The sequence below is a fragment of the Bacteroides ihuae genome, from assembly GCF_900104585.1.
In the GTDB taxonomy this organism is placed as follows: domain Bacteria; phylum Bacteroidota; class Bacteroidia; order Bacteroidales; family Bacteroidaceae; genus Bacteroides; species Bacteroides ihuae.
In genome coordinates, this window is sequence record NZ_FNVX01000005.1 from 1,121,343 (window position 1) to 1,144,459 (window position 23,117).

Annotated in this window: 20 protein-coding genes; 6 read left to right on the plus strand and 14 right to left on the minus strand. The window is 39.0% G+C overall.

What is annotated here, in order from left to right; all coding sequences use genetic code 11:
• Positions 1-15 precede the first annotated feature (15 nt).
• Genes BQ5338_RS10100 through BQ5338_RS10110 form a run of 3 tightly spaced genes read right to left on the minus strand, consistent with a single transcriptional unit; the run spans position 16 to position 5,592 of the window.
• Entirely contained in the window at positions 16-1,545 is a 1,530-nt protein-coding gene (locus tag BQ5338_RS10100) for a DUF6850 family outer membrane beta-barrel protein (RefSeq protein ID WP_139265220.1), read from the minus strand.
• 22 nt (positions 1,546-1,567) lie between these two features.
• The gene (locus BQ5338_RS10105; protein ID WP_071146657.1) at positions 1,568-2,818 is read right to left on the minus strand and encodes a DUF4876 domain-containing protein; all 1,251 of its coding nucleotides are present in this window, start codon (positions 2,816-2,818) and stop codon (positions 1,568-1,570) included.
• A 29-nt stretch (positions 2,819-2,847) separates the two neighbouring features.
• Positions 2,848-5,592, minus strand: a complete 2,745-nt coding sequence (locus BQ5338_RS10110; protein WP_235816401.1) for a TonB-dependent receptor — start codon at positions 5,590-5,592, stop codon at positions 2,848-2,850.
• A 207-nt stretch (positions 5,593-5,799) separates the two neighbouring features.
• Here BQ5338_RS10110 and BQ5338_RS10115 point away from each other — a divergent pair, with 207 nt between their 5' ends.
• Positions 5,800-6,888, plus strand: coding sequence for a mechanosensitive ion channel family protein (locus BQ5338_RS10115; RefSeq protein WP_071146658.1), 1,089 nt, complete (start codon positions 5,800-5,802; stop codon positions 6,886-6,888).
• Between the two features lie 102 nt (positions 6,889-6,990).
• Here BQ5338_RS10115 and BQ5338_RS10120 read toward each other — a convergent pair whose 3' ends face one another.
• The 3 genes from BQ5338_RS10120 to BQ5338_RS10130 all read right to left on the minus strand — a co-directional run bounded on the left by BQ5338_RS10120 (position 6,991) and on the right by BQ5338_RS10130 (position 10,012).
• Positions 6,991-7,983 (minus strand): aldo/keto reductase, encoded by a 993-nt coding sequence (locus tag BQ5338_RS10120; protein WP_071146659.1) that lies wholly within the window; start codon positions 7,981-7,983, stop codon positions 6,991-6,993.
• A gap of 91 nt (positions 7,984-8,074) precedes the next feature.
• A complete protein-coding gene (locus tag BQ5338_RS10125) occupies positions 8,075-8,971 on the minus strand; it encodes an AraC family transcriptional regulator (RefSeq protein ID WP_071146660.1) in 897 nt (298 codons plus the stop codon).
• A 753-nt stretch (positions 8,972-9,724) separates the two neighbouring features.
• On the minus strand, positions 9,725-10,012 hold the full coding sequence (locus BQ5338_RS10130) for a hypothetical protein (RefSeq protein ID WP_071146661.1): 288 nt from the start codon (positions 10,010-10,012) through the stop codon (positions 9,725-9,727).
• Positions 10,013-10,386: 374 nt separating this feature from the next.
• On the opposite strand from BQ5338_RS10130, the gene BQ5338_RS10135 reads away from it, so the two are divergent.
• The 5 genes from BQ5338_RS10135 (at position 10,387) to BQ5338_RS10155 (ending at position 14,150) form a co-directional block, all read left to right on the plus strand.
• Positions 10,387-10,950, plus strand: a complete 564-nt coding sequence (locus tag BQ5338_RS10135) for a hypothetical protein (protein WP_071146662.1) — start codon at positions 10,387-10,389, stop codon at positions 10,948-10,950.
• A 110-nt stretch (positions 10,951-11,060) separates the two neighbouring features.
• Positions 11,061-11,783 (plus strand): GNAT family N-acetyltransferase, encoded by a 723-nt coding sequence (locus tag BQ5338_RS10140; protein WP_071146663.1) that lies wholly within the window; start codon positions 11,061-11,063, stop codon positions 11,781-11,783.
• Positions 11,784-12,206: 423 nt separating this feature from the next.
• The gene (locus BQ5338_RS10145; protein WP_071146664.1) at positions 12,207-12,914 is read left to right on the plus strand and encodes a hypothetical protein; all 708 of its coding nucleotides are present in this window, start codon (positions 12,207-12,209) and stop codon (positions 12,912-12,914) included.
• Positions 12,907-13,650 (plus strand): hypothetical protein, encoded by a 744-nt coding sequence (locus BQ5338_RS10150; protein ID WP_071146665.1) that lies wholly within the window; start codon positions 12,907-12,909, stop codon positions 13,648-13,650. Before BQ5338_RS10145 ends, BQ5338_RS10150 begins: the two co-directional genes overlap by 8 nt.
• On the plus strand, positions 13,629-14,150 hold the full coding sequence (locus tag BQ5338_RS10155; RefSeq protein WP_071146666.1) for a hypothetical protein: 522 nt from the start codon (positions 13,629-13,631) through the stop codon (positions 14,148-14,150). Before BQ5338_RS10150 ends, BQ5338_RS10155 begins: the two co-directional genes overlap by 22 nt.
• 362 nt (positions 14,151-14,512) lie before the next feature.
• Here the strand turns inward: BQ5338_RS10155 and BQ5338_RS10160 are convergent, their stop codons facing one another.
• From BQ5338_RS10160 to BQ5338_RS10195, 8 genes are read right to left on the minus strand one after another with little or no spacing between them, the layout of a single operon-like run.
• Positions 14,513-15,049, minus strand: coding sequence for a hypothetical protein (locus tag BQ5338_RS10160; protein ID WP_139265221.1), 537 nt, complete (start codon positions 15,047-15,049; stop codon positions 14,513-14,515).
• Positions 15,046-15,462 carry a DUF5675 family protein gene (locus tag BQ5338_RS10165; RefSeq protein ID WP_071146887.1) on the minus strand — a complete coding sequence of 139 codons (417 nt, stop codon included), beginning with the start codon at positions 15,460-15,462 and terminating at the stop codon, positions 15,046-15,048. Before BQ5338_RS10165 ends, BQ5338_RS10160 begins: the two co-directional genes overlap by 4 nt.
• Positions 15,462-15,935, minus strand: coding sequence for a phage holin family protein (locus BQ5338_RS10170; protein WP_071146164.1), 474 nt, complete (start codon positions 15,933-15,935; stop codon positions 15,462-15,464). Before BQ5338_RS10170 ends, BQ5338_RS10165 begins: the two co-directional genes overlap by 1 nt.
• A 46-nt stretch (positions 15,936-15,981) precedes the next feature.
• On the minus strand, positions 15,982-16,305 hold the full coding sequence (locus BQ5338_RS10175) for a hypothetical protein (protein WP_071146668.1): 324 nt from the start codon (positions 16,303-16,305) through the stop codon (positions 15,982-15,984).
• Positions 16,306-16,310: 5 nt separating this feature from the next.
• Complete coding sequence (locus BQ5338_RS10180; protein ID WP_071146669.1) at positions 16,311-16,586, minus strand: hypothetical protein; 276 nt, start codon at positions 16,584-16,586, stop codon at positions 16,311-16,313.
• Positions 16,587-16,600: 14 nt separating this feature from the next.
• Entirely contained in the window at positions 16,601-19,171 is a 2,571-nt protein-coding gene (locus BQ5338_RS10185) for a hypothetical protein (RefSeq protein ID WP_071146670.1), read from the minus strand.
• Positions 19,171-20,217 carry a hypothetical protein gene (locus BQ5338_RS10190; protein WP_071146671.1) on the minus strand — a complete coding sequence of 349 codons (1,047 nt, stop codon included), beginning with the start codon at positions 20,215-20,217 and terminating at the stop codon, positions 19,171-19,173. Before BQ5338_RS10190 ends, BQ5338_RS10185 begins: the two co-directional genes overlap by 1 nt.
• 4 nt (positions 20,218-20,221) lie before the next feature.
• The gene (locus tag BQ5338_RS10195) at positions 20,222-23,104 is read right to left on the minus strand and encodes a phage tail protein (RefSeq protein ID WP_071146672.1); all 2,883 of its coding nucleotides are present in this window, start codon (positions 23,102-23,104) and stop codon (positions 20,222-20,224) included.
• Positions 23,105-23,117: the final 13 nt, after the last annotated feature.

Sequence of the window (23,117 nt, forward strand, 5' to 3'; positions counted from 1 at the left end):
AGATAAATATTTTCTTTAAAACGTAATCCCAACAGAGGCCATCCATTGGTTTGTTGCCCCATATTCCTTGTATGCTCCATGCTCCCAGTTTATAGAAGCAAAAGCAGTTTTGTTACCTGCCAGTAAATAATCATATCTACACGATAGTGACACATGTACAAAACTATCTGACTGATAAGCATAACTATTCAGCAGATTCTTCCCCACAGAACTTTGTATATCTAGCCCCGTCAACAGTTTCTCGGCCTTTAGATTTGCATGATAGTCGGCCGTGACTCCCGTCGTCAACAGGGCACGCTTCATCCTAAAAGTTGTACTCGATTGCACCCCTGCTTTCAGTGTCGTCCATTCCATATATCGTTGTGGATTTGTGTACTTAGACTTTTCCCAACGAATACCAGCAAACGGCAACACGGACCAAGTCATTTTACATCTCTCCGTATCATCAGCTAAGATACCACTCAGCGTAGCCTCCAACAGATTGTTCGAGTATTGCTTCAAGCTGCTGATGATGGGATAAACATTACCTGTAGGATCACCAAATATGTTTTCAGTTCCTGTTCTGAACTTACCAAGTGCAACCAATTTCACACCATAGATAAATACTTTCTTCGGTTGAAGCCACGCCAGTTCTAGCGCAATACTGTTTTCATCCACCTCTGCAATAGGAGCATAATTAATGCTGATTAGTTGCTTAATAAACTCAAAGTGATCAGCTTTAACAGAAGCTGACAACCCATTTCGTAGTTGTGGCATCAAGTCGATACTCAGCCCAACTCCTTTTCCTTTATAATTAGAATTAAACTGGTTGCCGGCAAAACGGGCATAGTTCATCGCCATGCCCAGCATGTGGTAGACAGAAGTAGAACCCAAGTCACTCAAATAAGTAATTTCACTTTTCTGATCATACTTCCGCGCATGCAGAGCCAGTCCCAGATAATAAGCATCCGTCAATGCTCTTGATACACCAATAGTAACATGTAAATCCGAAATTACATTCTTTGGTCGCGGATCTTTTTGTCGATAGTAAATGGCTGCACGATAATCTAAAGAAGCACCGATGGTCCACTTCCCAAGTGTACGAGCATAACCACCCATAAACGAATATTCTTCTCCATCCATGTCACCACCAATAGAATCAGCCGTGACATAAGGATAGATAATGTTGAAGTCGGACGTCTCATTCCAAAGTACATTCTTTATATGCTCATCATTATAACCGGCTCTGCCAAATACACGCACATGATCGGAAAGGCGAACGAATGATTCCGCTTGAACTCCGAAAACGTTCTTTTCATTCCCCTCTTCATCCAGCGCAGCCTTTCCTCTGTTATTAAGAGTAGCATTTAAAGCCATTGTGGAAAGGGAAAAATCTTGCAAATAGTATTTTAAAGCCGGATTAACCCACACCTGGCTTCTGAACTTTTGAACGGGAGATTGAGTCTGAATAATTTTCCGCTCCACAGTTAGCGTATCTGCTGCTTGAACAACAGATATTCTTACCATAGTGCATAACAAACCGAATATGAAACAACGTAATTTCATCTTTTTGCTTTAGTATTCCTATTTAATTAGTTGCCAGAGATGCTGCACTTGCAGGTGTAAAGTCAACCGAAGAGTTGTTTGTATCCTGCAGCACCTCACGACCATCCGTAGTGGTGTATGATACCTTCCGATTCACTCCTTTACCGAGATTTTCTTTAATGGTATTGTTTAAACCAAAATAGGTAAAGCCCATATCCAAAGAGGCAGAAGTTACATTCCACACATAAGCACTTTTCGGGCTTAAGTTCACCGCATCGATGATCCAATCATTAGGAATATAATATTCAGTATAGTCTTTACTGGTTGCTCCGGTAGACATTACATAATTGTACGTGTATGTGTAATCAGCAAGATATTTCTCTTTAGTAACTCCTAATCGGGCCAACGCATACGCTTTAACGCCTTGTTTATTAAGTATCCAAATAGTCTTTGTGTAGTTGTATAGCATTTCCAAATTAGGCACAGAAGGATTATCAGAATCGGGATTCGTCGTGCTGGTAGATTGGGTGTACCATTCGAAATCCGCACCACTCAAATCAAAAGAACTAGCATTTGCTTCCAAATGATTCATGGCATTATCGCAAATAATGATTGATTTTCCCGGCTCCACCGGATGTTCCTTGCCACTTCCAGGTATCATGGCTACCACCTGCACTGTCATCGCTTCATCCATTTTATCAGGATTATAGGCATATTTTTGCGTAGTAGTAAATTTTGATTCTAGAAGCAGCAATCCATCCGCATAAAGTGTTTGATCAGAGTTGTTATAAACACGGAAGTATTGATCACCATTGTATTGGCTACTAGTTCCGGGTGTATAAGTACCCACTCCATAGATTTCAGCAATTACAAAATCGGCTTTGTCGTTCACCAAATATACACTCAGGTTGAGTGAATAGCTGCCTCCTGTAATTTGAACATTCTGCTGCGAACCTTGCAAAGATTTGGTTACCAGCGTATCGCTAACAATCGTTTCACCATCAACAAGAGTTTCTTTCGTATACGTGTAAGAAGCCTTTCCGGTAAACGAGACATTGTACAATCCATCGGGTAACTGTGTAACCGCTACTGCAGCATAGTCAACAGAAACCTCTGTAGCTGTGGTTACATTAGTGAAAGTAAAAGAACCCGAATTAACCGATAGGTTTTCAATCGTACCGGGTAAGCTCAAGCCCAAAGATACTTCAGAGGTCTTCACCTCATCATCACTACACGCTGTAAAACTAATTGCAGCAACTGCAAACAATAAAAAAACTGCATACTTGATTCTCATCTTTAATTTTTATATTTGAGTTATTAATTCTAAAGCTTTACGCTCATCTCCATTCCAAAATAAGGAGAAGACTGTCGCCTTATCAACTGCGTACCCGAATGATAATCCGGATAGACAGTCAATATTCTATTGACAAAGAAGGCTAAATTGATATTTTTGCCGAACTCTTTGGTTGCTTTCAGATTGATATCCATGGCAAGTGGAACCGTTTTTTTATCAAAATAAGAAGAAGCATAGCTTTCTACGAGGTGCTGCAACTGCGTATCCGTTTTATCAGCCTCAGTAAAGACATGTTCTGTACCCGATTTATCAATATATTTAGTAGGTGTACCATCGTTCCACAAGGGCTGGCTTCTGGTAAACCATGTGCATTGGGCCGAAGTGGAAAAGATGAGTCCTAACTCCTTTATATAAGTATCAAACATGAAGTTGGTGTTGAACATTTGTTTCTCATAACCACTTTCCCACTCATATAGACCAATATATTGCAATTGTTCATTATCGAGCAGAATGGAGGAGGATTTATAAAAAGGCATACTATTGCTGTATATGGTACGAAACCATGCACCATTAATCGTTATCTTGGTGCTAAGCGATTCTATTCGTTTGGATGAATACTGAAACTCTATCCCTTGTTTATACAATCGTGTTCCATTACCCACCATACTGTAAGTATTGAGCAATGTATCCTGTGTGTAAGCCATATTTTCTAACGCCGGAGACCCTGTTAAAGTAGAAGCATCAATAGAAGTAGCATCATAATTTTTATATGCCAATGCTTTATAATATGAGATATCGCGGAAAGCATTCTTCATGCGTTCATCGAAGTAAGTCACCGAAAAACTGTTTCCACGGTAAGAAGCTCCTAGTCTCACTTCCCATTTACGGTTTTGTGCCGGTTCCAGATTATAGTTCGTGTTATCCCACTTATACGTCATCATGTTGATCCGCCGATAATCCGCATTGTTATGATAATAATTCAACTGCACAATATCCTGATAATATGCATCCGGATAAAGGTGATCCACCGTCGGCGTTTTAGTATGCCAACCCAAACCAGCTGTTAAATCTATTTCCCACCCGTCACCAAATGTAGGAAGTGTCCATTTTGCATTGATACGAGGGTCAAGATACACCTTTCCACTCATCTTGTAAGCATCCGAGAGGTTGAGCAGAGAAATAGCACGCACACCGCCTACAAAGTCAAACTGATGTTGGCCAACAGAAAATTTTAATGCATCTTCGACATAAAAAACAATTTCTTCCGTTGCCGGAATATCTTTATAATTGCGTGGGCGACTGGAAGAGGAATAAAATAGCGGACGGGTAACATCATAAACCTGTCCGTCTCCGAAGTTTTTATTATAAGTCCACTGTACTCCTGTTTTAAGCGTATGCGAAGCAGACAACCATTTGAACTCAGAAGTAGTAGCGAGTTTGGCGTAAGCATTCATCGGTTTGCCATCTGCCAGGAAATTAGCGGTATAGGTATAAGGCAGGTATTCACCATCATGTTCGCCCGTCTCCAAGCTATTAGGCACTGCTGTTGGCCGGTCTATCGATACTGTTTTGGTTCGCTTCAACTGATTGAACTCCTGAGTAAGGGAAGCCGTCGCCTCGAGTTTACGAAGGAATTTATTATGAAGAAAATCAATGGTAAACGTTCCACCCAGACTGAATTTATCATAAGAAGAATCGTACACATCTCCTTTGAGTGTGATGTCCGGATCAGATTTAGAATTGTCAAACGACCCGGTATAATCCGCATTCGCATCCCATTCATACCGAAAAGCCGAATTCTCACCAACACTGTGCAGGCGAGCTGACGCACTGACGCGTTTATAGTTTTCCAATTTATTGCGTGGATCTACCTTTGAGTCCAGATACCCAAGATCAGTATTGAGTATGTACTTCCCCCCGGAAAGTTCGAAGCCTTTTCCCACAGAAAAGAGCTTACTGTATTGATCAGCCTTGAAACGGGCTTGCAGAGGAGTTGCCTCCTTTTTTCTTTTTATTTTTACCAATCCACTCGTCAGGTTGCCATATTCTACAGAAGGGATGCCGCGAACCACCTCTACACTTTCAATATTATCCGTAGAGATCATTCGCATATCTACTCCTTTAGAGACAGATACTTTATCAGAACTTTCACCAGGCACATACTGAAGATTACCATCCGTATTCATTGGTACGCCATCTACCATAAAAGAAACACCGAGCGAAGAAATAGATTGTCCTGTAGCCCCGGCCTCACGCAAACTGATAAGATTGGCTACACCCATTTTGGGATCTACCGACTTACCCCCAGGTAATAACTCCAATAAATCAGTAAAGCTAGTGGGTTGCAGATGCTCCATGGCTGTGCGATCTATCTTCGACGAACTGGTTATTCCCTTTGATTCAGAGGCAGTAACAATCACCTCATTGAGCGAAGTAGCCGAAGAGTGAAGAAAAAGCGCTAACGTGTTTCCGACAGGTATTTCTACTCTCTGTTCTAACTTGTCGTAGCCTAAATATGAAATGATGATTCGATAAGCACCGGCATGTATATCGACAAAATGAAATCGTCCATTATTATCAGATATAGTTCCATAGGGTGTGCCCTTTTCAGATACTAGCTGAATAGTAGCAAAACTAAGTGCTTCGCGGGATTGAAAATCTCTCACGATTCCAGAGATAGAGACAATCGCATGATCCTTTTGCTTCTGTGCACTCAAATTCAAGAATAAAATAAAAAGGAATAGATATACAACAATAATTCTGAGTCGCATCATTTGTGATTTATTACAAACGCAAAGTTATCGACATTGAATTGTCACTACAATACCCATAATTAGGTATATCTATCAAGCATTTTAGACTTTATTAATCAATATTAGTTAATAAAGAAGTTAGATGCAGAATTAAGCTTAATTCTGAACTAATCAGCATGAGAGTACGTTCTAAAAATAGAACTAATATCAATAAAATCAAAATAGCCGATGAATATAATCGAAAAATTAATGTCTGAAGATGTCTATCGTATCTTATTGGGAAGTGTATTGTTTCTCCTTTCAAGTTTCATCACTTATATTATCTATAAACGTATCATTCATGTTCTCAAGAGAAAAGCGAAACAAACAAAAAGCAAAGTTGATGATTTTGTGATTGATATTCTCAAAATACCTATCCTTTGGATTTTACTTTGGATTATATTTAAGATCTTCAGCTATTCCTTTCTCTCTCAAACGCCCGCTTTTGCTGTGCTGATGAAGATTAATAATATCTTACTAATATTAACGATTGGTTGGCTTCTCATAAAGGTTATTAAAGCCTCCTTTTATTATTATCTCAATAAGTTGGACCTAACCATAGCTGATAATCTGGATGCACGCAGGAATTTCACTAAGATGAAGATATTCGAAAATATTATTATTGCGATCATTTCCATTCTGACTATTGCTTTCTGCTTAATGACTTTCGAAGAAGTAAGATCAATCGGCATCAGCCTCTTAACTTCTGCGGGTATAGCAGGTATTATTATTGGTTTTGCAGCTCAGAAAAGCATCGCCACTTTTCTGGCGGGAATACAGATAGCCATTACCCAACCCATTCGACTAGATGATGTGGTGATTGTTGAGGGAGAATGGGGGCGCATTGAAGAAATCACATTAACATACGTGGTAGTAAAGATTTGGGATGAAAGAAGGCTGGTACTTCCCGTAACCTACTTTATAGAGCGCCCATTTCAAAACTGGACACGAAATACATCTGATATACTTGGTACCATTTTCTTGTATGTAGACTACTCGTTACCGGTAGATGCGCTAAGAACACATCTACTGCAATTACTGGAAAACCATCAGTTATGGGATAAACGGGTGGCTAACATCCAAGTCACTGACACAAAAGAGAGATATAAAGAATTGAGAGTATTGGTCAGCAGCCAAAATGCATCTCTAAACTGGGATTTACGGGTAGATATACGAGAAAAGCTTATTGATTTTATAAACAGTGAATATCCTGATTGTTTTGCTAAAACCCGCCTTGTAGGAAGCTTACAACAGTCACCAGAGAATTTCAAACATTAAATTGATATGATAGTATTGGTATTTGTGTTTGCCATAGATAAAGAGGGCGGTCAGTTTTTGACGCACCCTCTTTTGAGTATGAGAGAAAACGATAAAAGGAAACTATTTACTTTTATCCACTAACGCCATACTTGAAGCAGGATACCGATCACCCGTATTCGGATATCTAGCAATGATGCTTTCTATTTTTGCAATGTCTCCTTCATTTAATTCAATATCAACCGCTTTGGCGTTTAATTCTAGATATTTTCGTCTCTTAGTTCCCGGAATAGGAATGATATTCGAACCTTTTGCAAGAATCCAAGCCAATGCGAGTTGTGCTGTATTCACATTTTTTCCATACGCAAATTCGGCGAGCTCTTTCATCAGGTTCTGGTTGTTAATGAGATGTTCACCTTGAAAACGAGGCAACTGCATTCTGGCATCGCCCGCACCTATTCGAGTTATATCAAAATTCTCAGTAAACATTCCACGTCCTAACGGAGAAAACGGTACAAAAGTCATTCCCATTTCGGTTATTGCCGGTAGCACCTCTGCCTCCACATCTCTTGTTAAAAGTGAATATTCACTTTGTAAAGCAGAAATAGGATGAACTGCATTTGCTTTCTTAATATTGGCCACAGAAGCTTCCGAAAGCCCCAGGTACCTTACTTTACCTTCTTCTACTAATTCGGCCATAGCACCTACCGTTTCCTCTATCGGCACATTCGGGTCTACACGATGAGCATAGTAAAGATCTATACAATCGATATTTAAGCGCTTAAGACTCAACTCCACAGCCTGTCTCATGTATTGGGGAGAGCCGTCGAATGCACTAGCCAAAAGATTTTCGCCCGTGTATTTAAAGCCAAATTTGGTAGCAATAAAAACTTTATCTCGGTTTTCTTTTAATACTTTGGACAGTAATTCTTCATTTTTCCCTCCGCCATAAAAATCAGCTGTATCCCAAAAGTTAATGCCTAAGTCCAAAGCCTTATGCAAGGTGGCGATGCTTTCTTCCTCATTACCTTCTCCGTAAGCATGAGACATACCCATACATCCCAGCCCTATTGCAGATAGCTTCTCATCAGTTTTCCCTAATTTTTTGTACTTCATAACTTTATCGTTTTTAAAATTTGATATGAGGCAAAGGTAAGTTGTTATCAGATAATGAGTGTAAAAGATACCAAAGGGTTTCTTATAAATATCAAAGAATTAAATTCCGATATTCTTTAGGTGTATTTCCTGTGTTCTTTTTAAAAAAACTTGTAAAATGAGATGGATATTCAAATCTTAGACTATAGGCTATCTCCGCAATACTCCAATCAGTATTCTTTAACAAAGCTTTAGCCTCTTTTACTATACGTTGGGCAATGTGTAAGGATGCATTTTTACCTGTAACCTCTTTTAGCGAATGATTTAAATGGTATTCGTGCACCGAAAGGCTCTCGGCATATTCTTGCGCAGATTTTAATCTTAAAGGCATATCGGTATTCTCTATTGGAAATTGTTGTTCCAATAGTTCAAGAAAGCGCAATGTTATGCGATGCGCTGCATCTATTTGCTTATTCTGAATGTTTACCTCAGGATGATTCTTAACTGCTTCATGAATGATTAATTGCAGATAATTTCGCAATTTGCTATATTTATAAATGTATTCCGATGACATTTCCTGCATCATTTTTCTGTATACATAGGCAAATTCTTCCAATGCATCGTTGGTGAGAAAGATAATAGGATCTTCATTCATATAGCATATTGGATATTCCTCCTTATTCCAAGAATGTATAAACTCTTCTGTAAAAACGCAGAACCAACCTTCCTGTTTCTCCGAAGTAGCTTCCCAGGAATGCGGCTTCAGAGGGTTGGAGAAAAAAAGTCCGGGACGGTCTACTTCAATTTCCCTGTTGGCATAACGTATTATTCCGGTACCTTCTGTAATAAGAGTGATTTTATAGAAATCACGACGATCGTAGGATGCTGTTACAGAACAATATTGACGGGGAAAGACATTAAAATGTCCCGCTCCATTATTTCTTTCTGGCAAGTCATTCTTTAAAGCAAGCCTATCATAAAATTGCTGTATACTTTCAACTTGATTCATTCAGCAAAGTTATAAAGATCTAATTGTTACGCAACCTACTTTCATCTTTTTACTTCACTTAGTCCATTAACGAAAAATCCTATTTATTTACAGACAGAAGAAGATATAACTTCAACGTGCTAAAGTAGTTAATTAAGCACGTTGAAGTAGTTAATTAACCGTGCTTAATTAACTACTTCAATAAACCCCATCCAGAAGGCTTGTAGATGGAGATATAAATATTTATAAATATAGCAAAATAGCTTTATCTCAATAAGATTCAATTCCGCATAATTCAGCTTTTATCATAGCAGTTACAGAATTCATTGGACTGTGCTGTAGATAGGACTTTATCTTATTTGGCTAACGCTTCCCACTATCAAGATACGTTCGGGACTTACACCCTAAAGTTATCGCCCATGCTGGGCGAACAAAGAAAAGCCATAAATCATTGCTGACCTATGGCTTTATACCCTTCTGTAAGTCCCTGAATATGGGCTTTTCGCTTCTATAAAAGGCTTTCAGAACTGGAGCGGCAAATGAGGCTCGAACTCACGACCCTCAGCTTGGGAAGCTTCAAAATATTTTATTATAAAGTCCTTATTATCAGACTACTATGATTGAATATTATTTATAAAAGAGCAACAATAGAGCAACTTTGGAAGAAATCATATAAAACAATTCTTTTCTATGGCTCTATAATGCAAATGTGGGAAAAATATCTGGAATGAGCAAAAGAGCGAATACCTTTAAATCACTCTGTCATCCGGGAGATCAATTACCTATAATCTTCTCAAAATCATCCAATACAGTCATATCCAATCGTGGAATACCTCCTTCCGTATTAGTTTCGGAAACTCCATATACGGAGAAGCTTTTACCAAGAAATTCACTTATTGCAGCATCCTCTCCTCTTTGCACTCGAATAGTCATAAAGGTTGCCATCAGCTTCCAATCAGTAGGGCCTATGAAAAAAGATTGAATAAAACGCCCTTTTATAGGAACACTTACCGCAATCTCCTTTATCCGTTCTATCATGGATACAGCTTCGTCAAACGTCATTTTACTTTTTTGTGGCAAAAATAAGACTAAATATTCAAACAGGAAAGTGAGCGATAAGAAACGTAAAAGAAAAATCGTGAATTACCCCTACCCTATAGCTTGATATCCTTTCTTTAGATAAATGTATCTATACATGGGGAGTAAGGTTATTGAATTACCAAGGAGAAATAGCCTGTGAATAAAAAAAACTGCAAATCAAATTTATTGCAATTAAAAAAACATTCTTATATTTGAAGATAATTTCAAAAAAAGAATATACAAAACATCAATAATTGGACTACAGATGCCTGAAATACCTGCATGGAAAGTAGAGGTATACTCAATTAGGTGATAAGATTTTATAGTTTACATTAGCGGCAATTATAATTAATACGATGTTAAAACGAGATGATTATCTAAACATAATTGAGGAGATCAGAAATACTGATAAAAAATCAATAGACGAATTTATAGAAAAAGAATTGGAACCTTTACGAATTGAAAATGATAATTTCATAGAAATTCTTTATAAAGACATTCATTATCTAATAAAGGACATTGATAAGAAAGGAGAGAATGATTTAGCAATTAAGGATGGAAGATTAATTATTGAAGATGAAAGTATAAAGCTGACAGGTTATCAATCTAGATTACACAACCTATCAATTTGGCTGCACCTTGAAGTCTGCAAAAAATTCATCGAGAAGAATCCATTGACATTTGCTGAAAGTATGGACAATTTTGAAAAGCTTTTTTTAGACAAACCTAATTATACCCCTGAATACAAATCAAAACTTGACAAAATAAAAAAAAGCCTAAAGGAAGAAAGAAAACTTAATTTAGGTGAGAAAGAAAACTTCTGGAATAAAATTCTTCATATTGATAATTTTGAACTTAAACCCAATATTGCAGGTATTGGAATAAACATTAATGAAATCATAAATAAATTCACTAAATAAGGAATGAGGATTAAATAAAATAGAAGATTTTTTTGGAGTCAGCGGAGAAATTCCTAGTAACCAAAAAGGAAAACCTGTTACTGCGCACATATCTTGCAATACGAACAACTATGGAGAATGAATATAAGCTAAACACAACACCTTTAAAATCAGAATTAGCCATTGTCAAACAATGGTTGTACGATGAATACTTAAAGTTGAATTGCCAAAGTGGCTTTTATTGCAATTGGGAGATCATAGAAAAAGGATTCAGTCAAAACAAGGTCTTTATTTACTTATTAAAAAATAATCCCGTAGGATTTGCTCTTTGGTGTGAGCATGAAGGGTGTGTAAATATGCAGATTTTGGCCGTATCACCTTCAATGCGTCACTTAGGTATTGGCAAAGCATTTGTAGAGATGCTATGTGATTTTTTTAGAATGAATGAAACTTTTGCTATAAAATGCTATTGTTCTCCAAAGGAATCAGTTTCTTTTTGGGAAGGAAAAATGCGATTTATTCAATATCCTAATATAAAATATTCAAAATCTGAACTTACATTTTATAAACCACTTATTCATACTACTCCATTTGCGGCTAAACCTAATCCTATCAACAAATTGGAACTATGGGATGATGAGCCACATATGACTAACCATAAGGCACCAAAGTGGTGTTGGAATATCAACGTAAATCTACAAAGCAATCCAATAATCCATCCTTGCAACTCCAATTGGAATCTAAGATTAACAAGGAATGGTGAGATAGTGAAAGATGACAAGATCAAATATTTCACCAATAGAATCAAGTCAATTGAAAAAGATGATTTTTTATATATTGACTCTTTACTCTAATCTCCAGGTAAAGTACACGTTGTAATCTCCTAAAGCTTCTCCGATTTTTGTATTCAAAAAAAATAAAATCAATAAACTTCGAAGAATTTATGCCGATTATTAAACGTCACTAGAGCAGTAGGGTGGGCTATACCTTATTTGATAGTCTCCTAATAGTCTGCGAATGTTTTAGGAGTTTTGAATATATCATTGAAGAATACTGTAGACTTTTGATATACTTCAATGATTCTTAAAATATAGGGTTCAGCCAAATGCATGCAAATGAAGCATATTATGACTTGAGCGATTAATTAAGATTTGTGTGACATGAGCAAAAACAATAAATCATTCTAAATATTATATGCTAGAACAATAAAAAAATAAATATCCATTATAAATTAAAGATATTTACTATATTTGAGGCCTAAAACAATAGATACCCTAATGGAAGCAGATGTTATTAATCGAAGAGCTACATTATTTGTCAGTGTACCAATAGTTATTAATGGAGAGACGTTACCTAAATTTGTGGAAGCATTTAACGGATTGAATCTACTACCTTCAGTAAACAAAGGGTTGGGACTTAAATTTACCCCCCAAGGTGTTGTGCAAGAAAATGTGATATCTTTGGATATGAAGTATCTTGATGAGACATTGAAAGTTTCAATAGGCCCAGATAGATTCGATATTGTTGGTACTAAGAGAAATGAATCGATGGATGAATTCTTGAAGAAAGTTAGAGATATCATAGCTGCTATATCAAAAACATATCCCGAATTTACTAGATTAGCACTATGCTCTACTCTTTTTTTCGACATGAATATTTCATTATTGAATAAAGTGTATCAAAAAATTGCTAGCGTACAGGACGAATATCCCATAGAATGGCAAATAAGAAAAATACTACGTGATAAAATCGAGAAGACTGGAGAAGTCTTGACAATAAACAAGGCTTATACATTATCAAGGAATATCACACAAATAGGGCCTGAAGATCCAACCGATCGAATTTTGCTTGATATAGACATTAATACAGTTGTTGGAAATGATCTAAAAATTCTTAATCATCAACAATCAGAATTCTGGGATACAGCAACCTCAGCAATTGAGGATGCTGTAAAATATTATAAAGATTTAATTTTACATGATTAATTTTTCAGATATAAATATCATTAGTCAGAAGACAGATATTATTGGGCAAACATCTGACTTTGACGACTTATTGAATAAAATTTCAAAAGAAAATTTGTCAATAGATGTATTACGTGAATACCCACCAAAATCAAAGGCTCAAACATTTTGGTGGATAGATGGCGCTGATAAGTGGATGGATGGCGCTGATAATAAGTATTATAATCAAATCAAACAATTGTCGCTTCCAATGGAAACGATGTCTGAAACAACATCGTTTCCCAAAATATTTCCATTGAACAATGAAGATTTCAAAGCAAAACACAGGGAATCTTTCTTATGCTTAATTAAATCTATACGATTTATAAGTGGAGAAGATAATCAGGCAACTGAACTGCTATCAAAACTGCTTACTGAAAATAAAGATGCCACACTTTCTCTACTGGGAGAATATTTTATAAAAACAATGTCTGACGAGAAGGAGGATGAGTCTTTATTAGTAAAGATTCTATCTATGTTAAGCGACTATGACTATGAAGAATTGTTTCCTGTATCACAAACTATAGTCTTGTGTGCCTTTAAGGTAAAATCGATCAAGGTTAAATCAGCTTCTTTTAACTTATTTGGACATTGGGGAAACAATGAAGCCCTCAATTTACTTCGTAAATATGATGAGCCAGAAGAACCGTGGCTTAAAATGAAATACAACGTTTTATTACATTCATTGGAAGAAAGATGCTCTACGCACGTAAAATAAACGATAACGCTTGGTTTGTTGGCCCTTCTCTTGATTCTGATGCAGTGTCAGAACTAGGAACTTCTGAACATACATTGTCGGTATGGAAAGTACCTGATGACAAACATAATCTAGATGACATAGCATTAGCATTGGCTTTGTCACGCGATAAGGTAGATGAGATGTTTATTGTATTTTTAGATATTGAAAAGCTTAAAAGTGAATATAGGTGGGATTTGCAATTAATTCCGCAAGAAGGGGACACCCATTATGAGGCTATGCGTAATCAGCATACCAATTTCAAGATTGAAGATTTTTGGGGGCAAGGTTTTTTGGCAGAACATATTAAGAAACTCCTAACTGATACTAACAATTATGTTTACTACGATGTCCCTACTTTAGAAAAATTGCTTTATGAAACCGTAAAAAAAAGAGTAATACCTAGATCCGAAATAAAGAAAATTGGAAAATGGAATTCATCTCTAAAAAAAATGGAAGATCAAATGGGAAAGCTTACTTAAATCAACGAATGCTTCTGTTGTAAAATAGTAAGATAAATACAATCAGAAAAGCTAGGAACATGTTACAAAGATAATACGATAAAAGCAAGGAGGCTGTGTCAAAAAACGATAAAATACTCTTGCTACAGTATACTACAACGAAAGTATTTCTATAAAATTAGAGTTTTTGGCACATCCTCTTAGTAAACTCAAGTATTAAACGCTAACAACTAGTGATCAAATTGGGATAGAGGTCCAAAATAACAGGATTTTGACATTCGCAAAAGATTGGTGCTCCAGCAATTTCGATCCCAAAGTAATGATATTAAACTAAAAGCAACAGTTAACACAGTTCATTTACTCTATTCTCGGAAAAAACCTTCTCACTTTTTAACCAATCTCCACAGTGCTCCCGGCCAACTCGTTTTCTCATTCAACAAAAAAAACAAAGCAATAATACCTACAAGCCAAGCGATAACACCCGTCCAAATCAGTGTAGTTTGCCACCAACTCAATTTCTTCTCCACAGGCACAGTAACAACAGACTGCGAAACACTCTTCTTACCAACATTGATAGTAGTCTGAGGCAAATATACAGTATCAGCTTCAGCCTTAGCAGTAGTCAGCAAATTGCCCAGACTGTCTAACGAAAATTTCAGTTTCATACGTTTAGAATGTTCTTCATCAAACCATTTGAGCACGACTTTACCGTTCTTATCACACTCAAGCAAAGCCCTGATTTTTACAGAATCTTCCGGCAAAGCATAAGGAACCAACTTCTCAACCACAATCGAATCGTACTTTGTCTCTGTACTAGTAGATGTTTGTTTTGCTGTTCTGCAGGAATACAGAAGAGCAAGCGTTAGTATGATGCCAAGCACCATACTAACGTACTGTCTTTTCTTTATCGAGTTTCTCATACGATCTCAATTGAAATGTTATCATCATGCTTGAGCAGCTCAACAAGCCTTTCTTCGTAATAGGTAGAATTCAGTACCATACCAACTTTCTTGTTTTGACCAACAAGAATACAGCCGGCAGTGTCTTTAGCTGTGTTACCACGATGGATCAGTACACCTTCAAATCCCGGCACATTTTGCAAGCGAGGCAACAACCGCTTAAACTTGGGAGAAACGTTCACAATTACTTTATACTTGCCTTCCGGGATGGCTGTTTGCCCCGGTTGTTTCAGCTTCTTAATCTCATCTAGACTCATGCCTTCATCCAATCGGTCGGTATCTTCCAGCGTATCACAAAAATATTCACCATCCATAAACAACTTTCCGATAGTGTAGCCGGGTTTCCGAGCTACACGTTTTAATAACAGCTTAATCATTTCGTTTCCTCCTTTCCTACTCCTTCTTCAATAGCATCACCGATATCTTTCCGCTTAGACTTCACCAAGGCAATGATTACTTTCCAAAGACTAAAGGAATACTTCACACCCTTATACTCGCAGATGTTTTGAAGAATACTGTCCACTTCAAACAAACATGCAACGCCCATACAAACAGCAGCTACAAGCGTAGGGTTAATCCCCAGAGGTTCACCGATAGCTTTTCCGATCAACCCGCCTAACACAAGGTAACAGATATAGTCGATCAGCTTGTTTGCTGTTCTGCGTCCGGCTTTACTGTTACGAATCTTTTCTCCCCTTGCTTGTGCCGCTTTAACTCCGAATCTAAAATCTACGGCCACCAAGATAACCGCTAACATGATCATCCATCTCAAATCCCAAAACAGGCTTAACATCTCACCCCCGAAGATGATAACCGATGTGCCTTTAATTACATTACTCTCTTCCATTACTTTTAAATTTTAGGTACCCCAGAAAGGCCACCTTACATACATTTTATTCTTTAGTATCAGTCACTAGACTTGCTTTAACCTCTACAAGTATCTGTTCAAACACAGTTACATGCGGGGTAATATCCGTATCCTGTGGGAAAGAGAACTGCTTGTTACCATTCTCCTGAAACATGAGACCTGCATACTCTTCTCTCTCCACTGTCTGTTTGTCTGTAGAGGTCGTTACTTCTTCGCTGACTTTCTTGTACACGTTGCAATGCAAATTCACTAGCTTATTACCATTGAGGTTATAATCAACATTGTACTTGTAATCTCCGCTTTCGGCTGAACCCACCACGGTCGTTGTTCTTGATTCTTCTGTAAACATGATTTTTATTTTTTAGGATTAATAATTTCATCTAGTATCGGGCATACAGCTTCCTGAACGAAAGCAAGAAAGCCCTCACGGATGTATCTGTTAAGGATAGCCGCTTGTCCCGCATCGACTTCTATCTCACCATCTTTATAGATGCTTCGGGCCAGCTCCAACTCACCCAAATCGGCGGTCTTTTGATAGATCGCATTGCCTAGTTCCTTACTCAAATCAAGGGTACTCTCCTTTCCCTCGATATTCTTTACTTCAATCTTTCTAAAATCAATCTTTGTCATTTTTATTTAATTTATCAACCATTAACAGTATTGTATGTCCAATAAGTGCCATTATACATGAATATTGCAAGACAGCCCCTATTTAGTTGTACGCTTGTAGACCTTTCACGATACCAGTCTCCATCATTGATTATATAACTGCCATTTACCCATATTCTGCCGCCTCCGTTCTTTCTTATAAAATACATTTTGCCGTTGCCGGGGTTAGATGGGAGAGTTAGAGTTATTTCACTATCTGCTTCTGATATGATGATGCCATCTGACACAGACAATGTTTGAGAAGTCCTAACCGTAAGTGTTCTTAGTCTAAATCCTGATATATAACCAGCTAAAATATTTATTGCGGTATCATCACTGTTCCCACTTACTTCAATCTGCAAACCGGGGTTTGTGACATATGCTGTACCCGTTGTTATGCATTTAATTGCAATTTTGCCTGCGGAAAGCTCTGTTCTATTATTAAATGAATAGTGGTAATCTGTTGAATAAGCAAAGGCGTTAAGAATAAAACTATTTTTATTCAGGTAGAGGTAAGGTAAGTCCGCAGGGTTTAAACCCTGTGGACTAGTACATAACCCTCCACCGTATATATACAAATCACCTATTCTTGCACCATCATTTACAGTAAGTTTACTAGTAGAAATATCCGTAGCTTGTATCTTCCGAGCTAAAAGCTCCGTGGTTATGATAGCGTCCGCATTAATCAAAGATGTTTTGATATAACCGCCTTCAACTATTGTACTGTCAAGCTTGGCAAGGGAAACGGCACTCAAATAAGCCAAACCTCCCAACGAATTCTTAAGCGTATCACTGTACGATTTTGCATTTGTCAGAGCCGTATTAGCCTTTGTTGTTGCATCCGAAGCGGCTGTACTGATTGCAGAAGATTTAGCACTGTCTACGTATCCCGTAGTCGCCTTGCCGTTAATTGTACTCTGTGTACTGCTATCTAAGGAGCTGAACGTCACTTTCCCGGCAAGGCTAAGTGTTTGGCCAAAAACAGATATTCCGCCCGATGTAATGCTAATACCCGCTTTTATTTCGGTTGTTGTTGGGCGCAATGCGATGGCCGCATCAACATCTTCCGGGGCGGGCGTCCAGTCGGTAGCTTTATTTCCGGACTCCAATTTAATCCAGTCAAATGACCAAGAATCACCAGCGCTTTGATTACTAATTAGGTATATCCCTATTGTTCTAGTTGAAGTGCCAGTGGGCACAGTTATTGTTTTTGAATACCCATCGACAATTTTCGGGAGTGCATAACCGCCATACGAGCCTGAATTAAACCATATCCCGAATAGTTTGCTACCTGGTATATTACCTTTAATTGTAACGGTTAATGTCTCGCCAATTATAAAATCCCTAGAGCAAGTCCAATAACCGATATTATATGAACTGGCGGATCTTGATATTTTACTATTTAGCAATAAATTCCTCCCTCCAACCTGCACATCGTTAACAGCCGTTGTAATCTGACTTTTAACCGTCAGGTTGATTGCATCAGGGGTTATCTTCGTTTCGGCAGATATTAATCTGGTATTAATGCCCGTAACTGTTGTTGAATCGGCTTTTAATGCAATCTGATTATTCAGTTGGTTGATACTCGTTGAATGGGAAGTAACCGTATTACCGATTGTGGTTGTTCGAGATACGAGTGTACTTATACTTGTCTCGGCGATTGTTAGACGGGATACGGCACTGGTGACTTGCGTTTGTACTTTGGAAATGCTCGCATCCACATCTTCAGGGGCGGGCGTCCAATCGGTAGCTTTGTTGCCTAATTCGACTTTAACGTTGCGAATATGAGGTTTAACTCCTGTTCCATAAATGCCATACCACGACAATATACATCGATCTCCATTAGGGTCATTTTGATGGTAACTAAATAACCCTACAGAATAAAATCTTTTCCATTCCGTGGTGACAGAGAAAGTATTATTTATATTTATTCCGTATCCCCCTAAGCTATAGAAGTTAATAGTGCCCGATATATCAGCGCAAACATCAAAAGAGAAGGTAAATTGCTTATTCAGATTAGCAATTGCTATATCGGTGATTTCTATTGAAACATATTCTCTGGAGCCAGATCGTTCTATAGCGCTATTTAGCAATAAATTTCTCCCACCGATAGTCAGCTCATCCATCTTACCATTCACATATACCTTCGTAGTGGCTGTTACTTCCGCTACGATGAGTTCTGATTCAACGGCCAGTTGTGATTGTACCTCCTTTTTTATCGTTACGGGATCAACCATAACGGTAGTGAAAGTAAACCGCTTTGTTGCGCTGAAGTTCTTATAAGTAACAGGGATGTCCACATAGCCCGAGCTTGCCAGAACGGATGTTATGGTGATATCCATGCCACTCTTGGTGGCCGCACACCCTGACACAACCAGCGTGCCAATGGCAGGGGTGACGCCATTTCCACCCACCGTAAGAGAAACTTTTGTCTTAGCGGTGGATAGATCAGACACCACGCCTGAACTGTTCTTGGTTAAGACGATGGATTCGGGAGACAAAGAAACGGAATAACCGTCCTTTGCCGCCCGCTTAACAGTATAGGTGGTTTGAGCCAGTAGTGCCATTATCCCTCCAGTTGTACTCCGAAAGCTGTTTGAACTCCTGTCAATAGATCACTCTCTGCAATATCAAGGGAACGTCCCGTCTTGTATCCGGCTGTACCCCAAGTGTCATCAAGCGCTCCGGCAGCGTTGAATCTGAAATGCTTGATTGTTTTGCCCACGAAGAAAGAATCCGCCATCCGTGTCGCTCCCTGCCGAACCTGAACTTTAACTGTGGCAATACCACCTGAGACCACCCCGTCACCGTTGGGGAAATCAACGTCAATCTCATACGGATCGGACATATCCACGAAAGATACAAAGTCCTCAACACTCTTATTATAAGTGGAGCTACCCGAATCAGTGTCTTTGATGGAACATTTGAATGTGGCATAATTGATAACCGCACTGGAAGGAATGACGATTTCATTGGTGGTGTATCCCGTGATTCCATAAGTGGCCGCATTAGTAGAAGTCAGCACAACCCATGTTCCGCTCTGATTAATAGACCAGGTATAGGTCACACTTGTGTTATCAATAGATGAGCCTCTCCACAAGTCACAGTGGGCCCTCAGCGTGGAAACTAATCCGTTCTTAAAGATTGTTCCCAGCGGTGCGGAAACCACCGCAATAATACTCGCACCGTTATTTGTCACTTTGGTGAATGTCATGGCCGCCTTAACGGGCATCTCGGCCAATGTGTTCGGCTGAACATAGATGCCCTCGCATTCGATTTTCATCTGAGAGATGCTTGTCATATTGTTCTTTATGGTCAGCGCATAGGGAGAGGAGGCGGAAGCGGTGGCACCAAAAGAGGTCAATGTTGCACTGTCGTTTATCTTCCACGTGGGAGCCTTTTTAAGTTTCGCAATCTGATCGCCCGCCTCTCCGGCTATCAGGATACTTGGGGTGATAACCAAAAACGGAGTGGCCGAATAGTTCGGTACATACGTTGAAGGATCGGGAGTGAATAACTGCGTCATCGCCTGATTGGATTGTAAGACGAAATTCAATGTCTTTCCGTCAATCAATCGACGTACTGAATACGTCTGTTGTGCTAAAATTGGCATAATTCTAAAATTTAGTAGTTAATATTCGATTATTTGTAACATCATAAAATTGAAGAATGAAGAACGTGTCTCCGGCTAAGTCCGAACCCGTGATATCTATCTTATGTCCCGAATTGGCATGAAGCTCGTTCCATGTGGGATCACCGTCCGTATTTTCGGATACTCTTGTCCATTTGAAACGTTGCATGTTCAGAGTCCCGGTTATATCCTCTTCATTGAAATAGACCCGTACGGAAAGCGTATGATTATAGATCTGATTTTCCCGATAGAACTCATATCCGGGAGTGGCCAGTTTCTCTATACGATAGCCCGTTCCTCCCTCGCTCACCTGCTTAAGCCAGTCGGCGGATGAATCACCGGGCTCTTCCGAGGTATTAACCAGTGCCAGCCAAAGACTGCCGTTATGGGAAACTCTGTCGTAATAGCTATAAGCCCCGGCAACCCATTCGCCTTTATCGGCAGGAATACGAACGGAAGTGTTTCCCGTTTTCACGTGAAATTCACCCGTGAACTTATTACCGGAAGGGCTGACAACGACAGCTTCTTTGCCGCTCAGGTCATAGGAATCAATACCGTCGTATTGGTACTCAGCAGGTGCATTGATGCCATAAGCGGTTTTATATAGTGCGGATTGGCGGCTTGTGTCAGTTCTGTTGCCGAGCTGTATAATCTCATCCTGAGCCGTGGGTACTCCCAAGCCGTCTACGTCCGTTTTGGACAGATCAATATAATCCGTTCCGACAGCTGTTACAAGTCGCCAGTAGTATTTCATACCCTGACCGTTCCAACGGCGGCAGATGGCCTGATCATCAACGGCGAATGGATTAGTTATCGTGCCTTCATCCGTATCAAAGAAACAGCGATAAACATCCTCCGACTCTTCAACCTTTTGACACGTCATACTAGCGCAAGAGAGCAGCATGGCACCGCCCACACTCTTGATCTCCGCAATACTAAGCTTGTTGAATATGGCTTCTTTACGAACCAACAAACGATCTACTTCAGCCTCCGAATCACCCGTTTTAGGATTAACCTTTATTCGATAGCCCGAACCGAATTGCCCCGGGGTGTGAGTAGCGTTCTTGATCTCACCTGCCGTTAATGTTTCGCCGACGGTCAAATCTTTATCAACCAGCAAATCCTCATTTACTGTCACACTCTTTTCGAAGATGCTGTCTGCTTTAGAGATTAGTCCCTTTGAGAATGTGATTACGCCTTCTGCAATATCATCCTTCAAGCGGCTTAATGCTCTGCTTGCAATTTCTGCCAACGCCCTGAAAGAGGACAAAACATTTCTATCCGATAAAGAAGTATTATCGTTTTGACCGATTACGTATACACCGCTCCCACCAGAGCCAGTATAAGTCTGTCCCTTGTAAGTGACAGCATTCACTTTCTGCTCTATCTCTGACAAGCGGGAGTAAGAAGCCGTTTCCCCGACTGTATAAGTTGGGTTGTCATAAGGGTAATCAAGATTATACTCAAAGCCTATGATTCTTGATACTCTACCCGTTTCAAAGTATGCGGGATTAATAAGATTTACTTTATCACCCACAGCGAAAATTCTTTGGGTACCGCCATTGTACATGTATTCAGAAGACATTTTGCAGTCGTATGTAGAAGGATCAATCTTTGTCTTCTCAACATAAGCCAGAGCTTTCTCCTTTAGTTCTTGTTCGGCAGCGGGAACCATCGTGTCAGATACTAAAGACGTGTCAAAGCCATAAAGGACGTAAGTATCTCCTATTTGGGGCTTTAACGTATCGTTAGGTAAATTGATGCCGTAATCATCGTTTCTTACAATCTCGAACAACTGTTCTTCTGGACTAGTGCCATTAGGATTAAAAGCAATTCCAAAGTCTAAGCCATTTAATAAACCGCTAGAAAAAACGATCCTTAATTCTACTCCCGCAAGCACATAGTCTTTGGAAAAGGTCAAACCTGAATCTCTGAAACGATAAGCATTCCAATCCGTAATAGTTGTTGTTCCATCTGCGTTTTCTGTAGATGTATGCTTAACAACGGTTGTAACTTCCGATATGGTACCCACTCTTCTAGGATAGACATCATCAAAAACAACTATATCCTCAACCGCTTCTTCGGTCGACATGTTCTCGTAAGCATCTATGTAGGGTGTACCTGACGGTAACATTAAGCGTTTCTGCACAACACCGTTTACCACAAGATTTTCATCTATCGGCCTGTAATTAGTAGGAAGATTCCTAGTTGAACCGAAAGCGTATATACGGGTTGCATAACTGGATTGGCTGTCACTTCTGGTCATTGAAGAAACATTCACCCCATATTCAAAATCTACAGGATCTCCATACTCGCAACGTCCGAAATGGATGATGTTATCCGTTATCCACCATTCACAGTCCCAGGTATCGGCAAGGTTAGTGAGGGCATCAATGAGATTGGTATTGTCATAAGATACAAGCTTTGCCGAGTTCTCTACAGTACTGTCTATTGAAAACTCAAAAGCTGTTCCTTTGTAAGTATATCCCAGAGTGGAAAGGTTTGTCAAGAACACGTTAAGATGAACGGCAAGGGTGGCTGTCAGGTTCCAGCTCGCTTCGCTTCCTCCAGTATCAGGAGTATAGAAGAACTTTTTATTCTTCCACTTCCAGTAATAGGCATCTAGGCGAAGCTCGTAATCATACCCTCCTGTAGAATCGTTTCGAGTTGGCTTGTATAAGTCAATTAATTCAAATAAGCCTATCTCGCTATCGTCTATTCCATCACCTAGTTTAAAGTACACAGGACTATCCACGTTAAATTTTAGCGTAATATAGTCCTCTTTCATCAAAGTGAATTTTCTCTTTGATCCTCCATTTATGGGTGTAGAGAAGCGTATATTGCCAGATATGTCTTTAATGTCTATCATACCCCCAAAGTTC